This window comes from Nocardiopsis yanglingensis, assembly GCF_045809185.1.
Lineage (GTDB): Bacteria > Pseudomonadota > Gammaproteobacteria > Xanthomonadales > Xanthomonadaceae > Stenotrophomonas > Stenotrophomonas yanglingensis.
The window spans coordinates 22713-41795 of record NZ_JBJNRH010000001.1 but is presented as its reverse complement, the minus strand read 5'-3'; the positions used below and the strand labels follow the sequence as shown (position 1 = coordinate 41795).

Below are 19083 nucleotides of genomic sequence, written 5' to 3'. Positions count from 1 at the left end.
TCGTTGTGAGGCGCCTACCAGGACGTGTAGTGCCGGCCGCTGGCCGGCAGCCCGATGAACCTGCGGCTATCAATCAATTGCCGGCCAGCGGCCGGCACCACCATTCGGTGTTCAGCGCGGCTTGCGCGTGCGCTTCGGCTTCGCGGTATCACCACCGCTGGAGGCGCCATCCTGCAGCGCCTGCAACCAGGACAGGGTGTCCACGTAGTCGATGAAGTGGCGCAGGTAACCGGGGCTGGTTGTCTGCATGGTGTCCAGCATGCGCTGCACCAGCACCGCCGAGTTCAGCGGGCCGCCGTCGGCCGGGGCTTCGGTGCGCAGCGAACGGCGTACCTGCAGCTCGCTGCGCAGCTCCGACCACTCGCGCTGCACCTGCTGCAGCATCGGTACCTGCGGGTAATGCGGCAGCGAGCGCGACCCCGCATCGAGGTCGCGCACCAGTGCGCGCAGGCCTTCCAGTGCGGGCGGCTTACTTGGCATCCGGGGCCTTGGGCTTGGGAATCGGCGCGATTTCCACGCGCCGGTTGCGCGCGCGGCCGTCTTCGCTGGCATTGGAGCTGACCGGCTGCTCGCTGCCGAACGCGGCGGCGAACACCGCGTCGGCCGGTACGCCATCGGCGATCAGGGTGCGGGTCACGGTCAGCGACCGCTGCGCCGACAACTCCCAGTTGTCGGCGAAACGGCGGTTGCCTTCGCGCACCGGCGCGTCATCGGTGAAGCCGCTGACCATCAGGATTTCTTCGCGGCTGCCCAGGTAGGCGGCCAGCGGTGCGGCCAGGCTGCGCAGCAGCTCCTGGCCTTCCGGCTGCAGCTGGTCGGAGTTCAGCGCGAACAGCACGCTGCCACTGATGCCGATGCGTCCATCGACCAGGGTCACGCGACCGGCGGCCAACGGGCCAGCCAGCGCCTGTTCCAGGGTCTGCAGGCGCTTGGCTTCGGCCTGGCGCTGCTTCACTTCCTGGTCCAGCCGCTGCGACAGCTCCAGCTGCACGGCGACCACACCGACCAGTATCAGCACGAACGCGCCCAGCAGCACCGACATCAGGTCGCCAAAGGCGGCCCAGATCGGGGCGTGCGAACCGCCGTCGACCTCCAGCTCGTCGCTCATGCGCTGCCGGCCTTGCCGCGGCGCGTGGCCAGCTGCTGCAGTTCTTCCATCACCTGCTTCTGCGACAGCAGGCTGAGGTCGACCACCTCGCGCGCCTGCGCCACGTAGTAGGCCAGCTGCTCGTCGCTGCGGGCCAGCGAGGCATCCAGTGCGCCGCCGATCTGTTCCAGACGGCCGGACAGCTCGGCCGAGGCCGTACCGAACTGCTCGACAGCGGAACCGAAGGTGCTGGCCAGCTGGCCAACGTCGCCCGCGCTGCCGCTGAGCGTCGCAGCAATGCCATCCAGCTTGCCGGTCTCGGCGGCGATATGGTCGGTGAAGCGGTTGCCGACGCGTTCCAGCAGCTCGGCCGAACCGCCGACCAGCGCGTCGACCGCGGTGCGCTGCTCGTGCGAAGCATGGTTGATCGCATCCAGCAGGGTCTGCACGGTGGCCAGCAGGCGGCCGCGCTCTTCCAGCATCGCGTTGTCGCGCACCAGGCTCTCGGATAGCGTGCTGCGCAGCTCGTTGATGACGTCGGCGGCGGCCTTCGGCGCAGCGGCGGCGGTCTGCAGCAGGGTGGACACTTCCGCCAGCGTGGCGCTGGCCTGGGCGCGACCGTTCTCGCCGATCTGCTGCGCGGTGGCCGCCAGCGTGTGGCAGACCTGCTGCTGCTGGGTGGCCAGGCGTTCGCCGTTGGCCTGCAGGCGCTCGGCCAGATCGGTGGAAACATGCTGCAGGGCATCGCTCCAGCGCTGCAGGCGCTGTTCGTCGCCGGCCTGCAGCTGGGCCTGCAGCGCGGCGTGGGCCTGCTGCAGTTCGGCACTGACCGCATCCCAGCGCGCCTGGCGCTGCTGCTCGCGGCTGTCCAGGCTGGCCTGCAGTTCGGCGTGCGCGGTCGCGGCGGCGGCCTGCGCGGCCTGCCAATCCTGCGAACGCTGCAGTTCGTGATCCTGCAGCAGCGCCTGGCTGGCGCTGTGGTGCTGTTCCAGTGCCTGCAGCAGCGCCTGCGCACGCGCGTCCAGATGCTCGCTGGCGGCCAGCAACGCCTGCTGCTGGCGTTCGACCAGCGCGGTATTCAATGCCTGCTGCTGTTCGGCGGCGGCGCGCCAGGCCTCGGCATTGCCGCTGGCATCGGCCTGCAGGCGCTCGCCGATGCGCGCGACCAGCGCTTCGGCCTGCGTGCCCTGGCCATCGCTGAAGGCCTGCAGGTGCTGGCGCAGGTCACTCACCAGCGCCTGTTGTGCCTGGGTCTGCTCGTTCACCACCTTGGCCCAGCTGGCTTCGGTGGCGACGCGGCTGCGCTCGAAACCGTCGCTCAGGCCAGACAACTGCTGCTGCACCGCCTGCTCGACACGGGCATGCAGCGCCTCACCATGGTGGGCCAGGCCGGCCAGCGTGGTTTCGGCCATCGGCTGCAGCGCGCCACCGATGGCGGCGGCACTGGCCTCGGCGCCTTCGCGCAGCGACTGCTGCAGCGAGACCGCCAGGCGTTCCTGCATCGCCTGGCTCTGGGTCAGGAACTCGGACTGGCCGGCCAGCAGGCGCTCATTGGCGGCCGCACTGTGCTGTTCGAAGGTGCTGGTCATCGCCTGCAGGCGGTCGACCAGCGCCGGCAGCGCGGCGGACTGTGCCTGCAGCAGTCGCAGCGATTCGGCGCGCTGCCAGGCCTGTGAGTACGGGTGCAGGTCACCGGCTATCGCACGGTCCAGCTGCTGTACGGCCTGCAGGCGGTCACGGCGCAGCAGCGCCGCCAGCAGGCCGAGCATGGCCGAACTGGCAACACCGGCGATCGAGGTGCCGAACGCCACCGCCAGGCCCTGCACGGGCGAGGCCAACGAGCCACGGATGGCGGCCATGTCGGTCGCGCTCTGCAGCGCAAGGCCGGTGCCGCGCAGGGTATCCATCATGCCCAGCAGGGTGCCGAGCATGCCCAACAGCACCAGCAGGCCGACCAGGTACGGGGTCAGCACCGGCGCGGGCAGGGCGGTGCGCTCGCCTTCCACGCGCAGGCGTACGGCGTTGCGCAGGCCCATCGGCACGCGCTCCAGCCAGGGGGCAAGGCTTTCCTTCGCGCTCGACAGGTCGCTCAGCGCAGTGCGCAGGCCGTTGCTGGCCTGGCGGTAGCGATACAGCTCCACGCCACCGGCGATGTAGCAGGCCGCGATGATCGCCGCCACCGCAGCACCCAGCGGATGCACCGAAACGTAGCCAATGCCGATCCAGCACACGGCCAGCAGGCCGACAAGGAAAACAACGACATGGAAAGCAGTTCTGGACATGGTGTTCCGGTCAGTGGGAGCGCAGGGCGTCTTGCAGCCCTTCGATCGGGTGGAAGCGCAGCTGCAGCTCGGCAAGCAGCAGGGTGCGCATGTCATGGCGGAAGGCCGCGCGCCAGCCGGGCTGGCCGTGCACGCGTTCAAAACGGGCGCCGAGCACCGCCGGCGCAGTGGCCAGCAGGCTGTGCTCGCGCGGGGTGAGGGTCTGTTCCATCACCGCATCGACCTCGGCCAGCCGTGCCAGTTCGGGTGAAACCTGTACCAACTGGTCGCGCAGGCGGCCGCGCAGTCGCCCGGTGGCGGTCTGGATGGCCTGCTGCAGCACCCGGTAGCGCTGGCGCAGCGAGGCGAAGTTGGGGGTGGCGGCGGCTTCGGCCAGGTCCAGCAGGCGCTCGGCCTCGGCATCCTCGCTGATCGAGGCCCGCAGGCTGGCATGGGCCTGGGCGCAGTCGTCCAGCACATCCCCGGCCGCTTCGGCGGCCTCACCCGGCTCGGGCAGGCGTCCGCCGAGCGCCCCGGACAGGGCCACGGCACGGCTCCAGTCCACCCACTGGCCGAGGCGATCGGTCAGGGCGGGACTGCTGGCCGGCATCGCGCCGTCGCTGAGACGGGCGAGCAGGCGGAGGAATTCCGGTCCACCCAGGACCGGCTGCGCTGCTTTCGCCATCAAGAGGTGAGGGGCCAAAAACCGTTGATTTTACAACCAGATGACCCGGCCTGGATGAAGGCGGGGCCGGGGGGAGGGCACCCGCAGGCGCGACAGGGCTTAGAATGTCCGGCTGCACCCATCCGTTCGACCCTTGGAGTACCCAATGACTGTTGCGCAGTTCTACCCGATCGGCACCCCCGGACAGCCCTGGGGCGACGCGGAACGCGCACAGTGGCGGGCCCGCCAGCAGCGCCAGCGCAGCTACCACGACGACGTGGTGGCCGCGCTTGAACGCCTGGACGACAGCTTCGACGTGATCCAATACGGCCAGCTCGACTACGCGCCGGACCATTACCCGCTGTTCGCCGTGGTCAACCACGACTGGAACCCGGCGCTGCCGACCGCACTGATCACCGGCGGCGTGCATGGCTACGAGACCAGCGGCGTGCATGGCGCCCTGCAGTTCCTGGAACAGCAGGCCGAGCGTTACCTGGGCCGGTTGAACCTGATCGTGGCGCCGTGCGTCAGCCCGTGGGGCTACGAGCGCATCCAGCGCTGGAACCCGGATGCCATCGACCCGAACCGCAGCTTCCGTGACGGCGGCCAGATCGAGGAAGCCGCCGCGCTGATGCGCTGGGTGGCCGAGCGCAAGCCGAACCTGCTGGTGCACCTGGACCTGCACGAGACCACCGACAGCGACCTGCACGAGTTCGATCCGGCACGCTGCGCCCGCGACGGCAAGCCGTTCGAGCGCGACACCATTCCGGATGGCTTCTACGTGATCGGCAACAGCGAAGACCCGCAGGCCGAGTTCCAGAAGGCGTTGATCACCGCCGTCGCCCCGGTCACCCACATCGCCCCGGCCGACGCCGAAGGCAACCTGGTCGGCCTGCCGCTGCAGTCGCCGGGCGTGGTCTGGGGCGAATCGCGCTCGATCGGCGCCTGCGCCGGCTTCACCGACGCGCGCTTTGCCACCACCACCGAGGTCTACCCGGACAGCCCGCGCACCAACCCGCAGGAATGCAACGACGCCCAGGTGGCGGCGGTGTGCGCGGGTCTGGATTTCGCCCTGGCCACGCAGTAATACCTCCGCCCAGGGGCGCGCCGGGTCATGCCCGGCGGCTCGGGCGTGAGCTAGCCCAGCAGGATCACCCCCCACACGGTGCCGACCATCAGCAGTGCGGTGGTCTGTGCGGCACTGCCCATGTCCTTGGCGTTCTTGGACAGTGGATGGTGGTCAAGCGAGATGCGATCGACCACCGCTTCGATGGCCGAGTTGAGCAGCTCCACCAGCAGGCTGATGAAGCAGACCGCCAGCACCACAGCACGTTCGACCCGGCTGATGTCCAGCAGGAACGCGGTGGCGATCAGCAGCGCATGCAGCAGCAACAACTGCCGGAATGCCGCTTCGCCACGGAAGGTGGCGATGAAGCCATCGCGCGAATGGATCAGCGTATGGAAGATGCGGGCAAGCCCGGTCTTGCCGTGCGGGTACTTGCCGCTGTCCCTGGGGTGAGGTGGCTGCATGCCGGTCCTGCCATGAATTGACCTCACGACAGGATGTGCAGGCGGGCGTCGGGAAAGCGTCGGACGTCCGTTGGATTTTCCTTCAGCCGGCCTGGCGCTGCGCCTGGATGGCCTGGTCGAGGGCATCCAGCTCATCCGTCGGCGAGGCCAGCCATGCCGGGTACGCCTCGGTCTCGACGAAGGCGGAGGATCGCAGCACGTCATCGAACGCCGGATTGTCCTTCTCCGCATGACGCAGCAGGCCGGACATCAGCCCGCAGATGCGGATGGCCGCCTGGAAGGCGCCCTGCAACGAACCGGCCGGCTCGGTGACCGTATTGAGGAAGGCCGCATAGGCCGGGCCATCGAAGACGAAGTCCTCGCGCTGCTTGAACGCTTCGCCGCTGAGGTTGGCTTCGCCGGAGACATGCCGCGAAAATCCCCAGGACCAGATGTCGAGGAAACGCAGGTCATCCAGCATCCGGCGCGCATCGTCATTCAGTGGAACGGCACCGGACAGGGCGTGTTCCAGCGTGGCCGCTGCGAACGGTTCGGTGCCTTCGTGGGCCAGGAAATCGCTCAGGCAACGCAGCGCACCGGGATGATGCGGGTCCAGTTGCAACGCCCGGTAGATCACGCGAGCGCCTTCCACATGGCGGCCCTGGGCGATGAAGATGTTGAGCGCGTGGTGGGCGAGCTGGTCGGCGTTGAGGTCGGCAATCCGGGTCATCGGGGTCTGGCTGGCGTGGACGGACGGTGGGCACCAGTCTGACAGATCACTCATTCGGCCGGGCTGCGTGAATCGCGGATCGAGTAGATCACCGAGAAGATCTTCCAGCCCTGTTCGGTGCGGATCAGTTGCCACATCTCCTTGCCCCAGTTGGTCTTCACTCCGTCGTCGTGGAAGCTGTAGTCAAACGACACCGAGGCCACATCGCCATCCGTCTCGATCTTCGTGTTGGAGAATGTCTCCTCCTTCGGCTTCGGCGAAGCCACTGCCCCGTCGATCAGTGCGATGAAGTTGTTGGCGGGAATCCGCCGCGCCTTGATCGCATCGGGCTTGGCCTTGCGGATGTCCTGCAGGCGCACATCCTCGGAAACGTACTGCCAGCCGATGTCTTCCGGTTTGTCCGAGAAGAACAGGCCCATGTAGGTCGGTTTGTCCTTGTTGATCAGCGAAGTGCGGAACGATTCGACCACCTGTTCGATGGCCTTGACGTCGGCGGGGGCGTTCTTCGCGGCGTAGGCCGGCAGCCACGCCGGGAGCAAAAGGGCGAGGGCGGCGAAGCGTGCACGTGCGTTGAGCATCATGGGCTCTTGAGGATGGGAGGCGGCGCTGGCGCATCACCGTCCGTAGGCGGGTGGATACATCGTCCTTGCGTGCAATCCGACCTATCGGGTCAGCGCGTCGAACAGGCGATTGCGGTCCGCATCGCTCATCGACCAGCTCTGTCCGAGCGGGGCCATGCGCACGGATTCGGTCCGGCCGCAGGCCCGGTACTGCCAGGTTTCCGAACCATCGGGCTGGGCTGCCACGTCGATGCCCTCCAGGCGTGCGCACTGCAGCCGGGCCAGCGCCATCGGCGCGAAGTGCAGCATGTAGTGCTGCACCCGGTCGGCCGGCATTGCCGTACCGGCAGGCAGCGGATGAGCCGGGCCATATTCGGCGAGCAGGCCAACGCAGGTCGCTGCCGCGGACAGGGGGTTGCGACCGAAGGCCCGGGAGGCATCCCGTTCCACGCCTTTTTCCAGCGCCTTGCCTTCCTTGCTGCCGGCATAGGCCTCGGCCGCCTGCCGCTGCGCAGCGTCGAGCGTCGACAGCCAGTGCTGGCGGCTCTCCCGCAACTGCAGTTCCAGGCCGGGCAGGGTCTTCTGGCAGCGCGCCTCGATGGCCCGTGTCTGCACGAAGTCCTGGCTGCGATCACCGGGCGTTGCAGCCGGTGATGCGGTCGCCGCCGCCGTCGCGAGGGCCATGCAGGCCATGACCAGGCCACATCCCATTCCATTGCGCATCCTGCACCTCATGGAGAGTTTGACGGCGCACGCTAGCACGGATGGCGGGCACCGCAACAGGCCGGTTTGACGTTGGGTTGGAGAAGGTCTGCGTGGATGATGCGCGGGCGCGCGGCGCAGGATTGGCTCGTTCCGGTTGTGGAGATCGCCGCCACGAACACTGACTCAGCGCGCCACACCCTCGGCTGGACTGCTCGCGGTCCAGCCACCCCCCAGGGACAGGAAAAGATCCATCTGGCGGTCAATGCGCTGCGCGCGCGAGGTGGCCAACGCGGACTCCGCATCTGCCAGCGCGGCCTGGGCCGAAAGCACATCGAGAAAATCGATCCTGCCGAAACGGTAGAGTTGCTGTGCCTGCCCGGCGGCCCGCGCTGCGTCCCCCCGCGCCTGCGCCAGGCTGCGCTCGCGTTCGAGCTCCTGTGTGCAGGCAGAAAGTGCTGTCTCGGTCTGGCGCAGTGCCTGCAGCACGACGCCGTCAAAGGACGCGAGGGTAGTATCTGCATTGGCACTGGCCGCAGCGATGCGGGCCTTGGCCACGCGGCGGTTGGGCCAGTGCCATGACAGCACGGGGCCGATGCTCGCACCGAAGCCGTCAGCCGACAGCAGATGCGCCGGTGTGCCGGCCACGCCCGAAGAAGCGCCCAGGGTGATCTGCGGATAGAGGCTCGCGGTCTCGGCGCCGATCATTGCAGTTGCGGCGGCCAGGCTGCGTTCGGCTGCGCGTATGTCAGGGCGCCGCTGGAGCAGCTGCCAGCCGTCACCGACCGGCAGCGCCTGCTCCAGCTCAGGGGGCTGCGGGCACGCTTCGGCCTCCCTGGGATAATCTGCCGGGAGCCTGCCCATCAATGCGGCCAGTTCGAACAGTGCGGCCTGGCGTTCGGCCAGCAGGTGCGGTATCCCCGCCGCGCTGCGGTTGACGGCGGCACCGGCACGGCTGACATCGAAGTCCGTTCCGCGCCCGCCTGCAGCCAGGCGACGGGTTGCCTCCAGCGTGGCGTGCTGTATCGCCAGCACCTGCCGGGTTGCAGTGAGCGTGTGATTGCTGGTGCACACCTGGAGATAGGCACGGGTGACGGCAGCAGCGACGACCACGCGGACCTGGTCCCGTGCCGCAGCGACGGCCTCCGCGTTCGCGTTGGCCGCTTCAATGCCGCGGCGGATGCGACCTGCAAGATCCAGCGCATAGGAGAGGTGAAGGCCCAGCGCATACGACTGCGGCGCGGATGCCTGGGTGTAACCACCGGCATGGGTGAGCGTGCCCGATGCATCCACTTCGGCCTGCACGGCGCCGCGCGCGCGATACTCCAGCACGGTTGCGCTGGCGCGCCGAAGGTTGGCATCAGCGGCGCGCAGGTCGGTATTGGCCGCCAGTGCTTCGCGTACGTAGGCGTCAAGCTGGGGGTCGCCATATAGTTGCCACCATCGATCCGGTGGCGCGTCGTGGCTGAACGATGCCTCCTGGCCCAGGACGAACGCCCGCGCCGCCCGTGGGGAGGCTGCGACAGCGCTCGCCGGCAGGTGATAGTCGGGGCCGGATACGCAGGCCGTCATGGGCAGCAGCAGGGTAAGCAGCCCGCCACGCACTGTTCGCAAGCTCACTTGCAGGCTCCCTGTGCCGAGGGCGTGATGGTCACATTTGCAGTGCGACCCACGATCAGGCGCGTATCCGGCGGAGCATCATCGATATGGATGCGCACCGGGATGCGCTGTGCCAGCCTGACCCAGGTATAGGTCGGCGCCACGGCGGGCAGCAGGTTGTGGGTGCTTGAGCGCTGATCGTCGGCAATGCCGGCGGCGATGGTGTCCACGTGTCCGCGGACGTCGCGGTCGTCGCCCATCAGTCGGGCCACGGCGGCATCACCCTCGGTGATGCAGGCCAGTTTGGTTTCCTCGAAGTAGCCCTCGATTCGCAGGCTGCGGGTGTCGATCAGCGCCAGCGCCTGCGCACCGGGTTGCAGGTAGTCGCCCGCGTGCAGGTCCAGGTTGGTGATGATGCCATCGGTGGTCGCGCGCACCTCGGTGCGTTGCACATTGAGCTGGGCGACGCGCTGTTCGGCCCGTGCCTGCGCCAGCGCGGCCAGCTCGGTATCGACCTTGGCGGCATTGCGTTCGCGTGTTTCCGAGGCGACCAGGTTGCCAAGTGCGTTGTCCCGCGTCGATTCGCGGCGGGCCAGCGCCAGCGTCGCGCGTGCACTGCTGACCGCTGCATCGGCCTTCTCAAGCGCGGCAGCGAAGCGCGGTTGATCCAGCACCAGCAGCAGCTGTCCGGCGCTGACCCGCTGGTTGTCGTGCACCAGAACCTGGGTCACCAGCCCCCCCATGTCCGATGCAACGCGCACCACATCGGCGCGCACCCGCCCATCCCGCGTCCACGGGCGCATTTCGTAACGATTCCAGATGGAGAGCGCGGCAATGGCGGCAAGCGCACACACGCCCAGCGTTGCGCTCCAGCGCCCGATGACAGCAAGCAGGTGTTTCATTTCATTTCTCGAGCAGGGGCGAGAGCCGGATCATCAGCTCCGCCAGGATCACGAACAGGGACAGGCCCACCAGTGGCCGTGCGGCGAACAACCGGTACAGACCGAGGCTGGCGAGCAGACGTGAGGTCAGCACCGACAGCGCCAGCGCGGCGGCGGCCACGGCGAGCAGGCCGGGAATGAGCACGCCATCAATGGAAAGATCAGAGAGCATGCGGTCAGTGCCGGTGGGTGAGCGGGGATGCCAGCAGGTCGCGGCGCAACCCGCAGAGCAGGTGCGACAGATGCTCCCGATCAGCCCCGCTGCTGGCCGCCGCTGCCTCGCGCATGCGGTCCAGCAGTTCCAGAAGATGGGCGTCGACACTGCGTGGCGAGTGGGTGCGAGCTCTGAAATGTGCGGCGACGCGTTCGATCAGCGTCGCATGAAGCGCCCGAACATGCGGGTTGTCCAGACGCGTGTCCAGTGCGCGGAGTTGGCTGGATGCACGTGCCGCACGAACGTCCGCAAACAAGGCTCGCAGGTCGTGTGCTGCGCTGGAACGGCCCTGCAACCTGGGAGCGAGCAGCCCGATTCGATCCAGCATGCGGCTGAGCCAGGCGCGGGTCACATCACTTTGTCCGGCGGCGTGTCGTGCGATGTCCCGACGGATCGAGCGCTCCAGCCGTGCGCGGTTGCGGCCCGCATCGGCGGTCTGGAACAGCTGCATGCTGCACAGTGCCATTGCCGTACCGACGAACAACGCAACGCTGTTGTTGAGTGCGCCGACGATGTTGACAGTACTGGTCGCGCCCAGGCCTGCGATGAGCGGGAAGGTCAGTACCACGCCCAGGGCGGCCATGATGAAGGGCGGCCGGGCCAGGAACGATCCGCACAGCAGCAGCACCGGCGCGAGCGCGGCAATCAGGCCGACGAAATCGGACAGCGCGGGGAAGATCAGCAGACCGTAGAGCAGGCCGACGGCAACGCCGATGCACGATCCCAGCAGATAGCGCATGACATGCGGTGCCGGCGCTTCGAGGGTGCCGAACAGGACGCATGCAGTGCCGATGATGGACACCGCCGTGGCGCCCTCCGACCAGCCCGTAATGATCCACAGCACGCAGCTCAGCAGGATGCCCACGAACGCCCCCAGCGCGCTGCGCGCGGCGATCCTGTGATCCCGGTGAATCACGGCGCCCTGCCCATTCCGCGCAAGACGGTCAGGTACCTGCAGGCGCCAGTCGGGGCGGGCAGTGTGCAATTGTTCCTGCAGCACGCGGCAGTCGGCGTGGGCGAGGTTGAGTTCGGCCCATTGCGCGGCGAGGCTGGCCTGCATCAGCTCGCGCCAGCCCGTTGCATCCGTTGCGCGGGCCTGCGGTGAATGCAGCCGGGCGATGGAATCTTCCACCGCGCTGGACAGCATCAGTACGCCCAGCATCCGGTCATGCAGGGCACGCAGGATCTGCACCTGGGCCACGCCGTGGGCGCTGTCGAAGGGCAGGTGGATCGACAGTACATGCAGCTCGAGCAGGTCGGCTGCTACTTTCGAGCGGTCCGACGCCAGCACCGTGTCCGATGCACCGGCGCGCATGTCGCGTGTCCATCGTTCCGCATCATCCAGTATGGCAGCAACCCGCGCGTGCACGCGCATCGAGACCCGGCGCGGCAGCACCAACCCATGTACGAGCGTGGCGGCGAGGATGCCGATGGAGATTTCCTGCACCCGCGTGATGGCAATGGTGAACACGTCTTCCGGCACCATCACCGCAGGAAATCCGATCAGGCTGGTGGTATAGCCGGCCAGCAGGAACGCGTACGCACGTGGCGTGCGGTCGAGCATCGCCAGGTACAGGCACAGCGCCATCCACGTGGCGAGCGCGGCGCTCAGCACCAGGGGCGCATTGGCGAAGCGTGGCACCAGCGCGACGGTGGCGATGGCCCCGCCTACGGTACCGAGCAGGCGGAACAGACCTCGGCTGAGCGTTGCGCCGGACAGTGGCTGCGACACCAGATAGACCGTGCCGATCACCCAGAACGGGCGGTTCAAGCCGATCCGTAGAGAGACATACAGCCCAAGCGATGCGGCGAGCAGGCATTTGAGCGAGAACAGCACCGCCTCCTGGTCGGTCCTGAGGGCGGGGCATTTCAACCGGGCAAATGCCTGGAGCACATGGGGGCGGAGTGGGCTGGGGGAGTGCATGCGGCTCATGCTAGTGATCGGCCGGCATGGCGAATTTCGCTACAATGACAACCAATCGCTAAAATCGGTCAATGTGAGAATGGCTCGCATTTCGCTCCCTGGCTTTGACCTGGACCCGGACGAGACCGATCGCCCGGCGGTCGCCAGCCGCCTCCAGGTGGCCGAGCACGACGCAGAAATTCCCGTACATGAGCACCGCAAGGGCCAGCTCATTCTCGCGTTGCATGGGGCGGTGACCTGCGAAGTGGCCAATGCGTTGTGGATCGTGCCGCCCCAGTGTGGCGTCTGGATTCCGGGCGGCATGCCGCACAGCAATCGCGCCACCGCCAACGCGCGCCTGTGCTACCTGTTCGTCGAGCCTGGCATCGTCGAACTGCCAGCGCAGTGCGTGACGCTGGCGATCTCCCCGATGCTGCGCGAGATGATCCTGCACCTTGCCGACGCGCCGCTGGACTACCCGCATGGCAGCCACATCGATCGGCTGGCGCGGGTGCTGCTGGACGAACTGGTGCAGATGCCGGCCGAGCACCTCTCGCTGCCGGTCAGCAATCACCCGAAGGTGCGGGCGTTGGCTGCGGCGCTGTCGGCTGATCCGGCAGACCGCAGCACCATCAGCCAGTGGGCCATGCGCCTGGCCCTGGGCGAGCGCACGTTGACCCGGCTTATCGAACGGGAAACGGGCTTGTCCTTCGGACGTTGGCGGCAGCAGCTGCATCTGCTCATCGCCATTCGTGAACTCGCCGGTGGTGCACCGGTACAACGCGTTTCCGAGACGCTGGGCTATGAGTCAGTGACGGCTTTCATCACGATGTTCAAGAAGGCGCTTGGTCTTTCCCCGACGCGGTACTTTGCGGTGCGCCTGCGTGGGCAGTAGCAGGGAATAACCCGGAAAGCCGTTGCCTGGAATGGCTACTTCAAGGTGTCGGAGACTGATTGAATCGCGGCCACCACCGCAGCAGGATCCTCGCGCTGGAGGGTGTGGCCGGTCGCCAGGTAGCGGTGCAAGCCGCGCGTGAATCCCGAGAAGAGCAGGGCGTGCTGTGCCTTCCAGAGTGCCTTGCCCGCTGCGGTTTCTTCGAAGAACAGCGGTTCGGCAGCCAGCTTCGTTGCAGTCAGCAACGCCACCGGCACATCCGGCATCGTGCGCGGGGTCTGCGCACCGGGTGCATCCAGTTGTTCGGTCAGCACGGCGTAGTCGGCGGCCATGGCTGGCGGCAGCATTGCCCGCAGCTGGGCATCATCTGCCTGCACGCGTGCACTGTCGGCCTGCCTGAACGCATGGCGCTGCCCCATCGTGGCCGGGTCCACCAGTACCAGGCCCTGCAGGCGCTCCGGATGGCGGCGTGCAAACTCCGTGGCCAGCAGGCCGCCATAGGAATGACCCACTAGCACAACGCGGCGACCGGGAGCGAGCGTATCGATCACGGCCGTGAGGTCGGCCAGATGCGCATCGATGCGCTTGAGGTGCCCATCGCTGCCGGACTTGCCGAGTCCTGCACGGGCGTAGGTGATGCTGTGGTAGTCGCGCCCCAGACCGGCAACCACCTCCTTCCAGGCGCCCGCGCCCTGCCCGAAACCGGATTCAAAGACCACGGTGATCGGGCCGGCTCCCGTCTCTTCGGCCTGCAGTGCATAAGCGCCCCGATCCACCTGGATTTCCCCGGCGTGGACGGTGCCTGCTGCGGCCATCACCGCGGCCAGCACGCACAACGTCACTCGGCTGCTCTTCATTGCCATTCCCCTGGGCCGTGCCGCGTGCCAGCCCTTCCGATGGGTCAGGTCTGCAGCGGAGCGCCATAGCCTGCCGACCTCGCGACAGGTCGTGCTGGTAATGTAGTGATGTACAACACTGATTCTCTGTGCAGAAAGTCATGGGAACAGGGCGCAGCCCGCTGAATGGCGCTGGATGTTTGAATCTGTGATCGGTTACTCGACTCCATACTTGAATGTGTAAGCGTCCTCAACGATAAACACGGCATGTGGCACTGCCGCATTCCGGACCAGGGACGATCCGAAGCATGACGCGGGGAACACCTTCGCGTTCTCGTTCCCGCCGGCGCTGTGTTCGTCCAGGAAGGAGAACAGGGATGTTGGAACGACTGAAGACCCTCTCGCGTACCGTGCTGGCGATTGTTGCCATTGGCTGCGTCGCGCCGGCTGTTGTACAGGCGCAGGAAAGCAAGATCACCTGGCGCATTTCGCAGCCCGGTGGCAATTCGACGCAGTACAAGACCCAGCAGCAGGCGGTGCAGGCGATCAAGAGCCTGCCCGCACCGAGTCCGTTCCCGCCGGAGTTCCAGTTCGGTTGGCAGTCTGTCGACAAGATCAAGTCGAAAGTCGTGGACTTGAACGGAAACACGTCGATCACTTACTGGATGGGGAAGGCACAACCCTCCGATCCAGACTGGACCTATCTGAGTACAGCGGAGTTTTCGAGCGAAGAGGCGATGGTCGCGAGTTATCTCGCGGACGTCCAGGCAAGTAACCCCGTGTGTCCAGGTGCTGCTGTTACACCACAGGGTGACTGGTTCTCCGGCGTGCCCGAAATGGAAGGCGTGGTCGAGTCCAGGTTCTATCAAATCACCGATATGATCGGGGAGAATACGGCCGAATCGCCCTGCGCTCCCTACGTGAGCCAGATGGCCTTCGGCCGCAAACGCCGGCTTGATTGCCCTGTTCCTCTTACGCAGTGGTCCAACACACACAACGCCTGCGTGAACGAGGAGTTCGTTGCGACCATTACCTCGAAGTCGCAGAAGTGCGACAAGGATGGCGGCAACGGCAGCTGCCCCATGTCCCGTAACGATACAGCTACGAACATGAGTCCGCTTCCCGACAAGGACCCGGCCTCCAACGGCGGTACCTGCGACGGCAATGTCGGCAATCCGTGTGACGTCAAAACGGGCGAGAAGTATGAGATTGCGCCGGACTTCGATCTTGGCTGGATCGCGCTGACGCGTTTCTACCACTCTGGCATCTCCACGTCCTCCGGTGGCTTCGGCTATGGCTGGACCCATTCGCTGGGCGCCCATCTGGCACTGGATGGCGTTGACAGTGTGGGCATCATTGAAAGCACCGGTTTCCAGCGTGCATTCAAGAAGATCGGCCAAGCCTATGAGGCGGACGACGACAGTGGTGATCGTCTCGTCCAGAACGGTAACTGGACGCTGTATTCGGCGGGTTCCATCTCGACCTTCGGCGCGGACGGGCGTCTGACCGCCAAGCGCTTCCCGGATGCCACGTCGCTGACCTATATCTACGATGACAGCGACCGCCTTGCGGCCGTCACCCACAGCAGTGGCCGCACGCTGGAGTTCGTCTACCAGTCCAACGACTATGAGGCGCTGATCAGTTCGGTACTGGTCGAAGGCATTGCGCTCGCCACCTATACCTACACGCCGCAGAACCAGGTTGCCACGGTGACCTATGCGGGTGGCGGTGTGCGCACGTATCACTACGAGAACCAAGCTTTCCCCCAGCATCTGACCGGCATCACGGCGGAGGACGGGCGTCGTTACAGCACTTTTACCTATGATTCCGACGGTCGTGTCATTTCCAGTCAGCACGCCGGCGGTGCCGATGGCGTGACGCTGGCCTATAGCCCCAATGGAGGTGCGGTCGTGACCGACGCGCTTGGGCGGCAGACCGACTACACCCTGACACCCGGCGGCGATAGCGCTCCGTCGCGCAAGGTGACCGGCCTGACGGATTCGCAGGGAACCGTCAGCCGAACCTACTACGACCAGAGTGTCGACTTCCGCCGGCGTCTGGATACCTACACTGATCGCCGCGGCGTCCAGACCAAGCACACCTATGCGCAGGGCACTGATGCGGCGAGCGGTCGTGCCATCAGCATCCATACCGTGACCGAAGCGGTCGGCCTGCCCGAGCAGCGGGTGGTGACCACCGCGCGTGACGTCGAAACCAATGCGGTACTGACCACCCGGATCGGCAATCGTGAAACCCGCACGTCCTTCAATGCCCGACGCCAGCCGACGGCCAACACGGTGACCGACACCGCATCCGGCCAGACGCGCATCACCAGCTACACGTACTGCGAAGCCGCTGATGTGGCGGCGGCGGGCAGCTGCCCGGTGGAAGGGCTGCTGAAGAGCGTGGATGGCCCGCGCACGGATGTGGTCGATACTGTTACCTATGCCTACTATCTGGCCGATGACGCAGGGTGCGCGACCAATGGTGCATGTGGCTTCCGCAAGGGCGACTTGCGCAGCGTGACCAATGCGCTGGATCAGACGGTCGAGACCTTGGCCTACGACGCGTTCGGGCGGCCGTTGTCGGTCAAGGATGCCAACGGCGTGGTGACCGATTACACCTACCATGCCCGCGGCTGGCCGACCTCGATCACCGTACGCGGTGCCAGCACGGCCGAGAATCGGGTCACCCAGCTGAGCTATTGGCCGACGGGCCAGGTGCAGAAGATCACCGAGCCGGATGGCAGCAGCGTTTCCTACGTCTACGATGCTGCCCTGCGCTTGACCGACATCGAGGACAACGCAGGCAACACCATTCACTATGCGCTGGACAACGCCGGCAATCGCCTCAAGGAAGACACGCTCGATGCAGGCGGCACGCTACGTCGCACCTTGGCACGGACGTTCAACACGCTCGGCCAGCTGACCGCACTGAAGGACGCAGGCAATCACGCTACCGGCTTTGCCTACGATGCCAACGGCAACCCGCAGACCGTGACCGACGCCCTGCAGCGTGTGACCAGCCAGCAGTACGACCCGCTGAACCGCCTGGCCCAGACTCTGCAGGACGTCGGCGGCGTGGCGGCGGAGATCCGCAGCCAGTACAACGCGCTGGACCAGGTCACCCAGGTCACCGACCCGAAAGGCCTGCATACGACCTATGCCTACAACGGGTTCGGTGACCTGAGCGGGCAGGTCAGCCCGGACAGTGGCGCCAGCAGCTTCACCGTGGACGCCGCCGGCAACCGCAAGACGGCCACCGATGCACGCGGCGTCACCGCCACCTATCACTACGATGCGCTCAACCGCCTGATCGGCATTGCCTACCCGGACCCCAATCTGGACGTGGGCTACAGCTACGACGTGGCGCCTGCCGCGTGTACCGCCGACGAGCGCTTTGCCAAGGGGCGCGTGGGCCAGGTGCTGCATGCCAATGGCCGCACCCAGTACTGCCACGACCGCTTCGGCCAGGTCACCCGTAAAGTGCAGACGATCAATGGTGTCGCCAGCACGCTGCGCTACGCCTACAGCAAGTCGGGCCGTCTGACTGCGTTGACCTACCCCGACGGCAGCGTGGCCGACTACGTGCGTGATATCCAGGGCCGCATCAGCCAGATCGGCCTGACCCGGCCCGGCCAGGCGCGCCAGATCGTGGTGAACAACGTGACCTACGCAGCCTTCGGTCCGGCGACAGGCTGGACCTACGGCAATGGCCGCCAGCTGCAGCGTCCGCTGGACTTGGACTATCGCCCGCAGGCGGTGCACGACCCGGCTGCGGGCGGTCTGTCGCTGGGCTACGGCTACGACCCGGTCGGTTCGATCACCGAGCTGAAGAACGGCGCCGGTTCGACGGTGCTGGCCAAGTACGCCTACGACACGCTGGGCCGCCTGACCCAGACCCAAGACGGCGCGACCGGCACGCCGATTGAAACCTATGCCTACGACGCCACCGGCAATCGCACCGCGCTGACCACTTCGGCGGGCACTGCCAGCTACACCTATCCCGCAACCAGCCATCGCCTGACCGCGGTGGATGGCGAAGCGCGCACCCATGACGCAGCGGGCAATACCACCAGCATCGGCAGCAAGACGTTCACCTACAACGACGCCAACCGCATGAATGCGGTGAAGCAGGGCAATGCGGTGCTGGAAAGCTACGCCTACAACCATCGTGGCGAGCGCGTGTTGCGCACCCCGGCCGGTGGCGCAGCGCAGATCACCCTGTATGACGAGGTAGGGCAGTGGCTGGGCAACTACTCGGCCACGGGCCAGGCGCAGCAGCAGGCCATCTGGCTGGATAACTACCCGGTGGCGCTGATCAATGTGCCGGCTACCGGCGTGCCGGAGCTGGCCTACGTCCAACCAGATCATCTGGGTACGCCGCGCGTGGTGATCGATCCGGTGCGGAATGTTGCAATCTGGGAGTGGAGCAACAAGAGCGAGGTATTCGGCAACCAGATTCCGAGTGCTGACCCGGATGGCGATGGTGTGGTGTTCGAGCTGGCGCTGCGCTTCCCGGGCCAGCAGGCCACGGATGCGAGTGGGTTGTTCTACAACTATCAGCGCGAGTACGACCCGGCGGTGGGGCGGTACTCGCAGAGTGATCCTATTGGATTGAAGGGTGGAATATCCGCTTTTCTTTACGCGCATGGGAATCCGTCGGGTAATGGTGATCCATATGGTTTGAAGACAACAGTTATTGTCACTTCAAAATTGGGCATAGGCACCCATGCTGCCGTGCGTGTCGATGGCAAGGATGGGGAGGGAGTTTTGTATGATCCGGCCGGAGGCTATCCAGGCGCCAACCCGAATGCGCCCACGCGCGGAACCGGCGACATATTTTCAGGTGTTGACGCCAATCTCACGAGCTTCGTGAATCATCATTTGGCCGAAGGGTCAACGGTATACACGCTCAGCTTTGATACGACTGAATATAGCGAGCTTCAGATTCAAGACTATGCCGAGCAGCTGGGGGCAGCGACCGGAGGGCTTTGCGCCATCCAAACATCCTCCGCAATCAATGGAGTTGGACCATTTAAGAGTCTTGGTGTTAAATTTACGCCTGCAACATTGGGTAAGTCTTTGTCAAAGCTTCCCGGAGTTAAGGTCAGGGTCTATTCTCCAAAGAGGTGATTCAATGGGTGGGCGGAATTTACTCTATTCTGGGATTTCACTGGTCA

16 protein-coding genes are annotated in these 19083 nt (G+C 66.1%); 3 read left to right on the top strand and 13 right to left on the bottom strand.

Going from position 1 to position 19083, the window contains the following annotated elements; all coding sequences use genetic code 11:
• Window positions 1-111 precede the first annotated feature (111 nt).
• Genes ACJ7C5_RS00210 through ACJ7C5_RS00195 form a run of 4 tightly spaced genes read right to left on the bottom strand, consistent with a single transcriptional unit; the run spans window position 112 to window position 4033 of the window.
• On the bottom strand, window positions 112-552 hold the full coding sequence (locus tag ACJ7C5_RS00210) for a DUF2894 domain-containing protein (RefSeq protein WP_412702732.1): 441 nt from the start codon (window positions 550-552) through the stop codon (window positions 112-114).
• Window positions 470-1108 (bottom strand): OmpA family protein, encoded by a 639-nt coding sequence (locus ACJ7C5_RS00205; protein WP_006449800.1) that lies wholly within the window; start codon window positions 1106-1108, stop codon window positions 470-472. Before ACJ7C5_RS00205 ends, ACJ7C5_RS00210 begins: the two co-directional genes overlap by 83 nt.
• Window positions 1105-3369, bottom strand: coding sequence for a DUF802 domain-containing protein (locus ACJ7C5_RS00200; RefSeq protein WP_412702731.1), 2265 nt, complete (start codon window positions 3367-3369; stop codon window positions 1105-1107). The genes ACJ7C5_RS00205 and ACJ7C5_RS00200 overlap by 4 nt, the downstream gene beginning before the upstream one ends.
• 10 nt (window positions 3370-3379) lie before the next feature.
• Window positions 3380-4033: a DUF3348 family protein gene (locus ACJ7C5_RS00195; protein ID WP_412702730.1), complete on the bottom strand. Its 654-nt coding sequence runs from the start codon at window positions 4031-4033 to the stop codon at window positions 3380-3382.
• 145 nt (window positions 4034-4178) lie between these two features.
• Between ACJ7C5_RS00195 and ACJ7C5_RS00190 the strand changes: the two genes are divergently transcribed.
• Window positions 4179-5099 (top strand): M14 family metallopeptidase, encoded by a 921-nt coding sequence (locus ACJ7C5_RS00190; RefSeq protein WP_006371858.1) that lies wholly within the window; start codon window positions 4179-4181, stop codon window positions 5097-5099.
• A 50-nt stretch (window positions 5100-5149) separates the two neighbouring features.
• Here the strand turns inward: ACJ7C5_RS00190 and ACJ7C5_RS00185 are convergent, their stop codons facing one another.
• The 8 genes from ACJ7C5_RS00185 to ACJ7C5_RS00150 form a co-directional block, all read right to left on the bottom strand.
• Window positions 5150-5542, bottom strand: coding sequence for a diacylglycerol kinase (locus ACJ7C5_RS00185; protein ID WP_088026224.1), 393 nt, complete (start codon window positions 5540-5542; stop codon window positions 5150-5152).
• A gap of 82 nt (window positions 5543-5624) precedes the next feature.
• Window positions 5625-6305: a hypothetical protein gene (locus ACJ7C5_RS00180; RefSeq protein WP_412702729.1), complete on the bottom strand. Its 681-nt coding sequence runs from the start codon at window positions 6303-6305 to the stop codon at window positions 5625-5627.
• Window positions 6302-6829, bottom strand: coding sequence for a hypothetical protein (locus ACJ7C5_RS00175; protein WP_412702728.1), 528 nt, complete (start codon window positions 6827-6829; stop codon window positions 6302-6304). The genes ACJ7C5_RS00180 and ACJ7C5_RS00175 overlap by 4 nt, the downstream gene beginning before the upstream one ends.
• An 84-nt stretch (window positions 6830-6913) precedes the next feature.
• Window positions 6914-7495: a hypothetical protein gene (locus ACJ7C5_RS00170; RefSeq protein ID WP_412702727.1), complete on the bottom strand. Its 582-nt coding sequence runs from the start codon at window positions 7493-7495 to the stop codon at window positions 6914-6916.
• A 204-nt stretch (window positions 7496-7699) separates the two neighbouring features.
• The gene (locus ACJ7C5_RS00165) at window positions 7700-9118 is read right to left on the bottom strand and encodes an efflux transporter outer membrane subunit (RefSeq protein ID WP_412703029.1); all 1419 of its coding nucleotides are present in this window, start codon (window positions 9116-9118) and stop codon (window positions 7700-7702) included.
• Window positions 9119-9129: 11 nt separating this feature from the next.
• A complete protein-coding gene (locus tag ACJ7C5_RS00160; protein WP_285318675.1) occupies window positions 9130-10014 on the bottom strand; it encodes an HlyD family secretion protein in 885 nt (294 codons plus the stop codon).
• A gap of 1 nt (window position 10015) precedes the next feature.
• Window positions 10016-10225 (bottom strand): DUF1656 domain-containing protein, encoded by a 210-nt coding sequence (locus ACJ7C5_RS00155; protein WP_088026219.1) that lies wholly within the window; start codon window positions 10223-10225, stop codon window positions 10016-10018.
• Between the two features lie 4 nt (window positions 10226-10229).
• Window positions 10230-12104, bottom strand: a complete 1875-nt coding sequence (locus ACJ7C5_RS00150; protein WP_412702726.1) for an FUSC family protein — start codon at window positions 12102-12104, stop codon at window positions 10230-10232.
• A 94-nt stretch (window positions 12105-12198) separates the two neighbouring features.
• Here ACJ7C5_RS00150 and ACJ7C5_RS00145 point away from each other — a divergent pair, with 94 nt between their 5' ends.
• On the top strand, window positions 12199-13065 hold the full coding sequence (locus ACJ7C5_RS00145) for an AraC family transcriptional regulator (protein ID WP_412702725.1): 867 nt from the start codon (window positions 12199-12201) through the stop codon (window positions 13063-13065).
• Between the two features lie 35 nt (window positions 13066-13100).
• Here the strand turns inward: ACJ7C5_RS00145 and ACJ7C5_RS00140 are convergent, their stop codons facing one another.
• On the bottom strand, window positions 13101-13922 hold the full coding sequence (locus ACJ7C5_RS00140) for an alpha/beta fold hydrolase (RefSeq protein ID WP_412702724.1): 822 nt from the start codon (window positions 13920-13922) through the stop codon (window positions 13101-13103).
• 356 nt (window positions 13923-14278) lie between these two features.
• On the opposite strand from ACJ7C5_RS00140, the gene ACJ7C5_RS00135 reads away from it, so the two are divergent.
• A complete protein-coding gene (locus ACJ7C5_RS00135; RefSeq protein WP_412702723.1) occupies window positions 14279-19036 on the top strand; it encodes an RHS repeat-associated core domain-containing protein in 4758 nt (1585 codons plus the stop codon).
• Window positions 19037-19083 lie beyond the last annotated feature (47 nt).